A 10,857-nucleotide genomic window follows, 5' to 3' on the forward strand; every position below is an offset into this window, starting at 1 on the left:
AATTCATTCCGGCCGGATTCCCCCCTCACGATAATCTCCCACGGGGACGGAAGACTCAGTGAACTGTCCCCTTTGCCCACTCACCACACCGGACATGGTCCGTTCCGGACGCATCCTCCAAACCTCAGTTAAATTTCCAATTTCAGCCTTCAAATACTTGACATTATCAAATAATCCATTATATTTGATAATATCAAGTATTTGAAAGGAGAACAGAATGGAGCAGACATTTGCTTACTATACTACTATATTCAGGGAAGATTTCACGCTTTTTTGCAAGTCGGAGCTTCAGAAGGAGGGCATTTCCCTCGGACTTTTATATTTCGTGATCTATATCGGAAAGAAACCGGGCTGCTCCCAGAGGGAGCTGGCTGCGGCTGTGCGGGCGGACGAGGGATATGCGGCGCGTTCCGTCGAAAAGCTGCTTCAGGACGGCTTTATAGAGCGCAGGCGCCACGAAAAGGATAAACGGATGGCGATTCTGACTCTGACCAAGAAGGGAGAAAAGACTTTTGAAAAGGCACATTCCCTGTTCCACGAATGGGATGACAAGGTACTCTCGTCCTTGCAGGAAGAAGAGAAAAAGCAGTTGTTTACCCTTCTCCAAAAGCTGGGAAAGACGAAGGAGGCTCATTTATGTATGAAAAAATAAACGAGCCCCTTTCAATCCGCGGGCTGAAACTTAAAAACAGAATCATATTTGCGCCTACAACGATGGGACTTTCAGAAGAGGAGTATTTGGAGCGGCTGGGAATAATAGCGGCCGGGGGAGCGGCGATGCTGGTGATCGGTGACGTTCCGGTTTTAAGGCACAGTCTTTTTGCGAAATCACTCTACAGCACAAAAGGATTTGAATTTTACCGCAGAGTGACGGAGGTCATACATAAAAACGGGGCAAAGGCCTGCGCTCAGCTACATGTTTCGGATTCCGATATAAAAGGAATGCTGCGCTACGTGCCCGGAATGCTGATGAAGAGAATTACGCCGGACCGGCTGCGCGAGCTGATGAATGAGAGGACAGGCCCTTATATTACCGGGATACCGGAATCTAAAATAGGAAAGATTACCGCATCCTTTGGAGATGCGGCGGTTTTGGCCGGAAAAGCCGGCTTTGACATGATTCAGGTTCATGGGGACAGGATGTGCGGAAGCTTCAGTTCCTCCGTATTCAATCATAGAACCGACTCCTACGGCGCAAGTGCGGCCAACAGGGCCAAATTTGCCTGTGAGTGTATTGCAGCCGTCAGACAGGCTCTTCCCGATATGCCTGTCGAATACAAACTGGCAGTGCGTCAGGAAAATCCGCATTATGGCAATGCCGGAATTCTGGTGGAGGAGCTGCCTGTTTTCCTGCCTCTTCTGGAGAAGGCGGGTGTTGACAGTTATCATGTTGCGCTGGCGGACCATTCCTCCCTTTCAGATACGATTCCTCCAAAATCCCACCCCTATTTTTCCGGAGAGGGCTGCTTTTTAAAATACTGTGATGAAGTGAAGAAATATTCTTCCCTTCCGGTCTGCGCGGTCGGAGGGCTGACAAATCCGGATTTTGTGGAGGAGCAGTTAACACGGTCCAGGATTGATTATGCCGCAATGAGCCGTCAGTTGATTGCGGATCCCGAATGGCCAAATAAAACAGCAGGAAAAAACCAGGATAAGATCCGGTTCTGTGTACGCTGCAACCGGGAATGCCTGGGAGGGATGATGGAGCATCGGGGAGTACACTGTATCTATGATAAAAAGAAGGAGGATGTGCAATGAAATATGCAATTGTATACAGCAGCCGGACCGGCAATACCAGACAGTTGGCCGAAAAAGCGTTTGAAGTACTTGGAGAAAGGGAAGGCGGAGAGTGCGTTTACTTTGGAGAAGTACCGGCCGGACCGCTTGAGGGAGCAACCGCACAGCGGTTCAGGGAAGCCGAAATATTGTATGCGGGGTTTTGGACCGACAAAGGAAATGCAGACAGCGGTATACTCAGTTTATTTAAAGAGCTGGGGAAGACGGATAATATGCCGCCGGAGATTATTTTGTTCGGCACTGCCGGCTTTGGTGCGGATCAGGCCTATTATGACAGGATTATTCAGGCTGCTGCCTGTGAGCTTCCGGAATCCGTCAAATTAAAAGCTTCATTTATGTGTCAGGGAAAAATGCAGCAGGGTGTGCTGGAACGATACAGGAGTATGCTGGAAGCAAATCCGCAGGACGGACGGGCAAAGCTTATGGTGGATAACTACCATGCGGCTCTGACACATCCGGACGGGACGGATATGGCCGCCTTTCAACATTTTCTTATCTCTTCCGTCCCGGCTGCTGGCATGGGGGAATAGCTCTTTGTTACAGAGCTTTAATTTTCTCACTCAGGGACGCTGCCGGAGGATAGAAAGGGAGGCTGAAAAAGCAGAATCTGTGCTTTTTCAGCCTCCCTTTTACAGTGCGCCCGGCGGCGCACGTCTCTAACCGGTGAAAGTCCGGAATCCGCCTGGTGGTGGGAAGGATATAGCCGAAGGCAAGGGTGTTCATCGTGAGGTGAAATCTGAAGGAAGCCGGATGTGGGGAACATACTAACCCATGGGCAAATCTCTGGTCTGACGGACAGAAATCACATCAGGCCATGCGTGAGGGTAAGGCTGCTGAACAAGTCGAAGTCCAATAACCACACGGAATCACGTATGGTAAATGTGGCAGATAGATGGAGAGAAAGAGACGTGTGGTACCCGGGGAGGTCTGTGCGGAATGTCCTGAAAGGGATAACCATTATCGAAAGATAGTGCTGAACGTACAGAAGTCAGCCGAGGTCGTAGTAGTCGAGAGATGAAGGACCGAATCAACAGGAGTCTTTAGTACAACTGGGAAAGGAGGAAAGAACATTGGGTACAGAAAACAAAGATAGCTGCTCGCAAAGAGATAGCGCGGAACGTGAAGGGTATGTGAGAGCGCACCGTTCTTTCCGCCGGATATGGAAGGAAAGGGACAGTGCACAGCCGGAACTCTTGGAGGAGATACTGGAGAAGGGAAACCTTAACAGAGCTTTTAAGAGAGTAAAGGCAAACAAGGGAGCGCCAGGAATCGACGGGATTACCGTGGAGGAAATAGGCGCATACCTGAGGAAAAACCAGAAAGAACTTATCGAGAGAATCAGAAGGGGAAAGTACACCCCCGATCCGGTAAGACGAGTGGAGATTCCCAAGCCAGACGGTGGAATACGAAAGCTAGGTATTCCAACCGTAAAAGACCGCATTTTCCAACAAGCCATAACACAGCGCCTTACACCGGTCTATGAGCCGTTGTTCTCGGAGAACAGTTACGGTTATCGCCCGGGAAGAAGCGCGAAAGATGCCATTCAGAAGGTGAAAGAGTATGCAGAGCAGGGATATATCCATGCGGTAGCATTGGACTTGTCGAAATACTTTGATACCCTGAACCATGAGATACTCCTGAATATCCTGCGCAGAAATGTGAGGGACGAAAGGGTAATCCAGTGGATTAAGAGGTACTTAAAGAGTGGCGTGATGGAAAATGGAGTAGTCATGGAAACAGAAGAAGGTTCGCCGCAAGGAGGAAATCTTTCCCCCCTGCTGGCAAACATCTATCTGAATGAGTTTGACCAGGAGTATCAGAAGTGTGGAGTTGTATTTGTCCGTTACGCGGACGACATCGTGCTGCTGGCGAAAAGCGAGAGAGCTGCCAAGAGACTGCTGGAGACGAGCACGAAATATCTGGAAGGGCCGCTGAAATTGAAAGTGAACCAAGAGAAAAGCCGTGTAGTCAGCGTGTTTGCAATCCGAACTTTTAAATTCCTTGGCTTTACATTGGGAAAGAACGGAAAGGGCATATATGTCCGGGTTCATGGAAAGTCATGGAAGAAAATGAAGTCAAAGCTGAAAGAACTTAGTTCGCGAAGGTCAGTTCAGAGCATACGCCCTGCATTAGCAAAGATAAAAGTGTATATGTGTGGCTGGCTGAATTATTACGGGATTGCGGAAATGAAGAACCGAATAGAAGAACTCAATAAGTGGCTATACCACAGAATCCGAATGTGTATATGGAAACAATGGAAGAAACCGAGAAGCAAGGTGAAGAACCTGCGGAAAATGGGAGTGCCGGAAGATTTGGCATGGCAGGCAGGAAACAGCCGGAGAGGATATTGGTTTACCACGCAAACGGTAGCGGTAAATATGGCAATGACAAAAGAAAGACTGATAAGCAGTGGCTTTTATGATTTAGCCATAGCTTATCAGTCTGTGCACGTCAACTGTTGAAACCGCCGTGTACCGAACGGTACGCACGGTGGTGTGAGAGGACGGCGGTTAATCACCGCCTCCTACTCGATTGCACTTATCCGTTGGGACCTGCCGGCACTATCGGAATTGTGTTACCGTCTCCGGAAGACCTGGGATAAGAGTAGTATTCATATGGCTTAGAATAAGGAGCCGTTGTTTCCGGTATATAACCGGGACCAAATGGGATATCGCTTCCGTCCGTCTGAGACGGATCAATAATTGTGGAGGAGCCGTTATGCACCGTACAGTAATCCGGCATTGCATAGTAGGAATCGTCCGTAACGCCTTCATCGGCAGGCAGTGCCATAAAGGTCCGCGCTTCCTGCTGATCGGGAGGACAGAAGGCCGTGGGCCGTCCGCCTGATACTGCGCATACGGTAACTCTCACATGGTGATCACAGGCTTCGGTCGGTGCGGTGCCTTTGGCAAAATATTCGGTGTAAACGGCATTGCCTCTTGGGTCGCTGCTGCACACGCCCGGTACTGCAAGCTTGCCTGATTTCCTGCATACCTGGGCTGTCTCAATGCCGTCAGGCATTGGGAAACCAGGATCGGACATGCCGTCATGGACCCGTGTCATAATCTTTCTCCAAATACGTTTGGCAAAGCTGGTTCCCCCGTTCCTTGAACCGTGTTCGTCCTTCAGCTTCTGATTGTTGTCACAGCCTCCCCAGATTCCGGCAGTATAATAAGGAGAGTATCCCACGAACCAGATATCGTTATTATCGGAGGTAGTACCGCTCTTTCCGGCTGTCGTCATGCCGGGGATGGCGGCGGAGCTGCCGGTCGCATTAATGCCTGCGCCGGGCCGTGTATACATGACATTACTCTGCATTACATCGGTCATTGCGTCAGTCAGAAGGAAGGCAGTGGACTCCTTTAATGCCTGCCTTGTCTCAGGTACATTCTCGATCAGAACTTTTCCGTTGCGATCCAGAATCCTTGTAAAGAAAATCGGTTTCGTATAAGTGCCGTGATTTGCAATAGCAGCAAATGCATTCGTCAGTTCCAGCGTGGAAACGCCCTTCGTGATACCGCCGAGGGCGGTTGAAAGGTTTAAGTCGGAGGAGACAAGGCTTGTGATTCCCAGCTTTTCCGCATACTCCACACCAAGCTGCGGCGTGACCGTCTCCGCCATACAGCGCAGAGCGATAATATTCATAGAGTAAACAATACCGTCCCGGATGGAATGATATCCTTTATAATCGCCGCCCCACCAGTTTTTAAAGGTTTTGCTTCCCACCGTATAAGGCGCATCGTAGTATACACTGGCAAGTGTGGCGCCGCACGTATCGATGGCGGGAGCAAATGCAGTTATGACTTTAAAGGTGGAGCCGGGCTGTTTCAATGTATTCGTAGCGCGGTTCAGTGTCCGGTTGGCTTTTTTCTCGCCCCGCCCGCCGCTGATGGCCTTGACATAACCGGTTGACTGTTCAATCAGAACAAAGGATGCCTGTGGCTGTAGCGTGATATTCGAGGATTCTCCGATGATCTTATCGCCGTCCTTCAGCAGTGATGCCTTATATTCGTCGATTGCCGCCTGTATCTCAGCCTCACTGTCGAAAAGTCCGTCATAGCTTGTCTTCCCTTTGACCTGTCGGAAATAAGTTCTCATTGTCTCCTGTGAAAAATGCTCGGTGGTACCGTCCGCATGGGTGATAGACAGCCTGTATTCCACGGACAGACGCGCCGCATCGTAATTCTCAGGGTTGTTGATTTCCTCGTCGACAATGGCCTGAATCGCCGGATCCTGCGGTGTCTCAATCTGAAGGCCGCCGCTGAACAAGAGATTGGAGGCCTGTGTGTCGGTGTAGCCGAATTCTTCCTTCAGGGCGTCTGTGACCTGCTCAATCAGCTCGTCCGTATAATAAGAATACGGTGTGGAGCTTTCTTTGATGGCAAGATCCACATTCTGGATACGTGAATAGACATCGTCGGCCAGAGCTTCTTCCTGCTCTTCCTTTGTGATGTAGCCCTGATTGTACATCTCCTGAAGAATGACCTCACGCCGCTCGGCATTGGCATCAGGGCCGGATACGGGATTCAGCTTGGAAGGATTCTTTGTGATTCCTGCGATAACCGCGCATTCGGAAAGCGTCAGATCTGAGACGTCCTTATTAAAATAGCGCAGCGCCGCCGATTTGACTCCGAGGGTGTTCTTTCCCAGGTTAATCGTGTTCAGGTAATTGGTCAGGATTATTTTACGATCCACATTTTTCGTCAGCTGCAGGGCCAGATACTGTTCCTGTATTTTACGTTCAATCTTGGCGCCGTCGCTTGTCTCCATACCGCCGTTAAAAACGGTGTTCTTAATCAGCTGCTGAGTCAGGGTGCTGGCGCCTCCGCTGTAATTATGTGTCAGGACGCCCACCGCCGCCCTGGTTATCGATCGGAGATCAATTCCGTTATGCTGCCAGAAACGGGAATCTTCAATAGCCACAAAGGCATCGATCAGATCCTGCGGCAGCTCGTCATAGGTAGCCTCAATACGGTTGGCATCGGTTCCGATCAGAGTATCGGTTACCTCCCCGTTGGCGTTATAGATAGTGGAAAAATAGCCGCTTGGCGCAAAGCTGTCCGGATTGAAATCCGGCGCGCTGTCGATAATGCCTTTAAACATTCCGATTCCGGTGCTGATTCCCGTGACGGCCACAAAGAGAAACAGGACAAAAACCGTTTTAAAAAATGATAAAAATACTTTATTCGTATATTTTTTCTTCCGGGAGCTGGCTGCCTTTATTCTTCGTTTTGTAGATTTTCTGCCATAGTTCATAGGAGCCTCCTTTATAAGCTATCATTATAGCAAATTGTTCCTGATAAATAAATACTATTGTCATGAAATTTTTTTACGTTATTATGAATGGAGGACATCTTTTTGTGGTAAGGCCCGGCCTTAAATATGGAAAGAAACGGGGAGCAGGAGGTAAAAGATGAGAGACAGGTACAGAGTTTTATATAGAGGCGGAGAGGGAGAAACCGTTGAAAAAAAATCCAGGTTTATAGCCACAATCCGGCCGGTGGAATCGGAGGAGGAGGCTGCGGCATTTATAGCGATGATGAAGAAACAATACTGGGATGCATCACACAACTGTTCTGCATTTACGGTGGGAGAGAACAATGAGGTAACCAGATGCAGCGATGACGGCGAACCGGCCCAGACGGCGGGGCGGCCGATGCTGGATGTGCTTCTGGGAGAAGAAATCCATAACGTCTGCGCGGTTGTAACCCGGTATTTCGGGGGAACACTTCTGGGAACCGGGGGCCTGGTCAGAGCCTATTCCCAGGCTGTGAAAGAGGGACTTAATCAATGTGTGGTCCTGGAGAAAATACTGGCCGAGAAACTGGTGATAAAGACGGACTATAGCGATTTAGGGAAAATCCAGTATATTCTCGGAGAACAGAAAATAACAATCCTCGACAGCGATTACAGTGATTCGGTTGCGGTTACGGTCCTGGCTCCGGTCTCAGAAGCGGACGGACTTAAGAAAAAGCTGACGGAGGGAACTGCCGGCCGGTGCCGGACAGAGCTGCTGGACAAAGTATATTACGGGGAAAACGGCAAAGAAATAGTGATTTTGTAAGTGTTATATGAAAAATTTCATTCGGATTCCCCTTGAACTCTTCTTTATTTAATGTTAAAATGAATAACTGTGTAAAAATATGTAAAAAAAACACAGCAGCTGTTTGACAGGAAAGAGAGATAGATTAGATTATGAATATGAAACGTGAAGATGTCAGAAACATTGCAATTATTGCTCACGTCGATCATGGCAAGACTACCCTGGTGGATCAATTACTGAGACAGAGCGGAATATTCCGCGAGAACCAGGTAGTTTGTGACCGTGTTATGGACTCCAATGATATTGAGCGGGAGCGCGGTATTACAATTTTATCAAAAAATACTGCGGTCAATTATAATGGTACGAAAATCAACATCATTGATACGCCGGGCCATGCCGATTTCGGCGGCGAGGTTGAGCGGGTTCTTAAGATGGTTAACGGCGTTGTCCTTGTTGTGGACGCATATGAGGGCGCGATGCCTCAGACGAAATTTGTTCTGAGAAAGGCACTGGATCTGGATCTTCCGGTTATAGTCTGCATCAATAAAATAGACCGCCCTGAAGCCAGACCGGATGATGTGGTGGATGAGATTCTGGAATTGTTTATGGATCTGGATGCATCTGATGAACAGTTGGAGTGCCCGTTTATTTACGCATCTGCAAGAGCCGGATTTGCCAAAAAGGATATCAATGATCCGGAAGAGGACATGTCCGCGCTTTTTGAGACGATTCTTGAATATATTCCGGCTCCGGAAGGAGATCCGGAGGCTGAGCCCCAGGTTCTGATCAGCACCATTGATTATAATGAGTATGTGGGAAGAATCGGTGTCGGCAAAGTGGATAACGGAACCCTCAAAGTAAATCAGGAATGTGTGATTGTGAACCATCATGAGCCTGACAAATTCCGCAAGGTGAAGATCGGCAAGCTGTATGAGTTTGAAGGTCTTAACAAAGTGGAGGTGACGGAGGCGGGGATTGGCTCGATCGTAGCGATTTCCGGTATTGCGGATATCCATATCGGCGACACCATCTGTTCTCCGTTAAACCCGGAGGCCATTCCGTTCCAGAAAATATCCGAGCCGACCATTGCCATGGATTTTATGGTAAACGACAGCCCTCTGGCAGGCCAGGAGGGGAAATATATCACTTCCCGCCACATCAGGGAAAGATTGTTCCGGGAGCTTAACACGGACGTCAGCCTCCGGGTGGAGGAAACGGATTCTCCCGACTGTTTTAAAGTTTCGGGCCGCGGCGAACTTCACCTGTCGGTCCTCATTGAAAATATGAGAAGAGAAGGCTTTGAATTTGCAGTCAGCAAGGCGGAGGTTCTCTATCATTACGACGAGAGGAACAGAAAACTGGAGCCGATGGAGATCGCCTATATCGATGTTCCGGAAGAGTTTACCGGCGCCGTTATCCAGAAGCTTACAAGCCGCAAGGGTGAGCTTCAGGGCATGAGCCCGATCGGCGGAGGATATACCAGACTTGAATTTGCCATTCCGTCCAGGGGGCTGATTGGTTACCGTGGCGAGTTTATGACCGATACAAAAGGAAACGGTATTCTGAACACCAGCTTTGACGGATACGGCCCCTTTAAGGGCGAGCTTAATTACCGCAAGCAGGGCTCGCTGATTGCCTTTGAGGCAGGCGAATCCATTACCTACGGCCTTTTCAATGCACAGGAGAGGGGAATCCTCTTTATCGGGCCGGGCGTAAAGGTTTATTCCGGTATGATTATCGGACAGAGCGCGAAGCCTGAGGATATTGAGCTGAACGTCTGCAAGACGAAAAAGCTGACCAATACACGTTCTTCCAGCGCCGATGAAGCGCTCAGGCTGACTACGCCAAAAGAGATGAGCCTGGAACAGTGCCTGGACTTTATCGATACGGATGAGCTTCTCGAAGTAACGCCCACAAGCCTGCGTATCCGCAAAAAAATCCTCGATCCGACAATGAGAAAGAGGTCCGCAATCAGCAGAAAAGATAAAGGCTGATTGGGGAAAAGCCTGATATGACAGGCCGCTGAGCCGTATAAATTAAATAAAAACGACAGGGGACGCTTTTCTGGGCGTCCCTTTTTGTCTCCTCCGATTGTCTTTTCCTGTAGAAATCTTTGATTCGAAATATCTTCTAAACTGGAATTTTCTGCATAAACATTATATTAGCAATTGTATCTGAGCGTGATTCTGAAAGGACGATTGCAAGATAAAAGAATAGAAAAGAAATTTAGTGGAAAGAAAGAGGAGAGAAGTACTATGTCAGAAAAAGTGATTGAAAACAACAAGGTGAGTGTAATTGGAGAAGTGGTTTCTGAATTCAAATTCAGCCATGAAGTATTTGGAGAAGGATTTTATGTGGTAGACATGGCTGTCAGCAGACTGAGTGATCAGGTGGACATCATCCCTCTGATGGTTTCGGAGCGTCTTCTGGACGTGTCAAAGGATTATCAGGGCTGTACGATGGAAGCTCTCGGCCAGTTCCGTTCTTACAACCGTCATGAGGGGACAAAAAACAGACTTGTGCTTTCCATTTTCGTCCGTGAGGTCAATTTCCTGGAAGAATTCACGGATTATACAAAAACAAACCAGATTTTTCTGGACGGCTATATCTGCAAGGAACCGATTTACAGGAAAACTCCTCTTGGCAGGGAAATTGCAGATCTCCTGCTGGCCGTTAACCGTCCGTATGGAAAATCCGACTACATACCCTGTATTGCATGGGGAAGAAATGCCAGATATGCATCAGGCTTTGAGGTTGGCAGCAGAGTCTGCGTCTGGGGGCGTGTACAGAGCAGGGAATATACGAAAAAACTGAGTGAAACAGATTGTGAGAAGAGAATAGCGTATGAAGTATCCGTCAGCAAGCTTGAGTGTGTGGAGCAGGAATAAGTAAGATACTTGTAACAGTTCAGCTATGATGTATTCCGCGAGGTGTTTTCGCTGCTTTTTGCGGAAATCCCGAGTTTTGCGGCGCGAAACGGCACTTTTTTGCCGTTTCTGTGCATCATTTGTTGCAGT

At 48.6% G+C, this 10,857-nt stretch carries 8 protein-coding genes; 7 read left to right on the forward strand and 1 reads right to left on the reverse strand.

Annotated features, from left to right (window positions below; all coding sequences use genetic code 11):
• Positions 1-217: 217 nt before the first annotated feature.
• From bilQ to ltrA, 4 genes are all read left to right on the forward strand, one after another.
• Positions 218-652: a bilirubin utilization transcriptional regulator BilQ gene (gene bilQ / locus CLOSYM_RS18295; protein ID WP_021643280.1), complete on the forward strand. Its 435-nt coding sequence runs from the start codon at positions 218-220 to the stop codon at positions 650-652.
• Positions 637-1,758: a bilirubin reductase gene (gene bilR, locus CLOSYM_RS18300; protein ID WP_044902828.1), complete on the forward strand. Its 1,122-nt coding sequence runs from the start codon at positions 637-639 to the stop codon at positions 1,756-1,758. The genes bilQ and bilR overlap by 16 nt, the downstream gene beginning before the upstream one ends.
• Complete coding sequence (gene bilS / locus CLOSYM_RS18305; RefSeq protein ID WP_003504330.1) at positions 1,755-2,327, forward strand: flavodoxin family protein BilS; 573 nt, start codon at positions 1,755-1,757, stop codon at positions 2,325-2,327. The genes bilR and bilS overlap by 4 nt, the downstream gene beginning before the upstream one ends.
• 540 nt (positions 2,328-2,867) lie before the next feature.
• The gene (ltrA, locus tag CLOSYM_RS18315; protein ID WP_021643283.1) at positions 2,868-4,259 is read left to right on the forward strand and encodes a group II intron reverse transcriptase/maturase; all 1,392 of its coding nucleotides are present in this window, start codon (positions 2,868-2,870) and stop codon (positions 4,257-4,259) included.
• A 76-nt stretch (positions 4,260-4,335) separates the two neighbouring features.
• On the opposite strand, the gene CLOSYM_RS18320 is transcribed toward ltrA, so the two are convergent.
• Positions 4,336-7,053 carry a transglycosylase domain-containing protein gene (locus CLOSYM_RS18320; RefSeq protein ID WP_003504332.1) on the reverse strand — a complete coding sequence of 906 codons (2,718 nt, stop codon included), beginning with the start codon at positions 7,051-7,053 and terminating at the stop codon, positions 4,336-4,338.
• Positions 7,054-7,210: 157 nt separating this feature from the next.
• On the opposite strand from CLOSYM_RS18320, the gene CLOSYM_RS18325 reads away from it, so the two are divergent.
• From CLOSYM_RS18325 to CLOSYM_RS18335, 3 genes are all read left to right on the forward strand, one after another.
• The gene (locus CLOSYM_RS18325) at positions 7,211-7,861 is read left to right on the forward strand and encodes a YigZ family protein (protein ID WP_003504334.1); all 651 of its coding nucleotides are present in this window, start codon (positions 7,211-7,213) and stop codon (positions 7,859-7,861) included.
• Positions 7,862-7,992: 131 nt separating this feature from the next.
• On the forward strand, positions 7,993-9,834 hold the full coding sequence (gene typA, locus CLOSYM_RS18330; RefSeq protein WP_003510431.1) for a translational GTPase TypA: 1,842 nt from the start codon (positions 7,993-7,995) through the stop codon (positions 9,832-9,834).
• 261 nt (positions 9,835-10,095) lie between these two features.
• Positions 10,096-10,728 carry a single-stranded DNA-binding protein gene (locus tag CLOSYM_RS18335; RefSeq protein WP_003510432.1) on the forward strand — a complete coding sequence of 211 codons (633 nt, stop codon included), beginning with the start codon at positions 10,096-10,098 and terminating at the stop codon, positions 10,726-10,728.
• Positions 10,729-10,857: the final 129 nt, after the last annotated feature.

Source organism: [Clostridium] symbiosum ATCC 14940 (assembly GCF_000466485.1).
Lineage (GTDB): Bacteria > Bacillota > Clostridia > Lachnospirales > Lachnospiraceae > Otoolea > Otoolea symbiosa.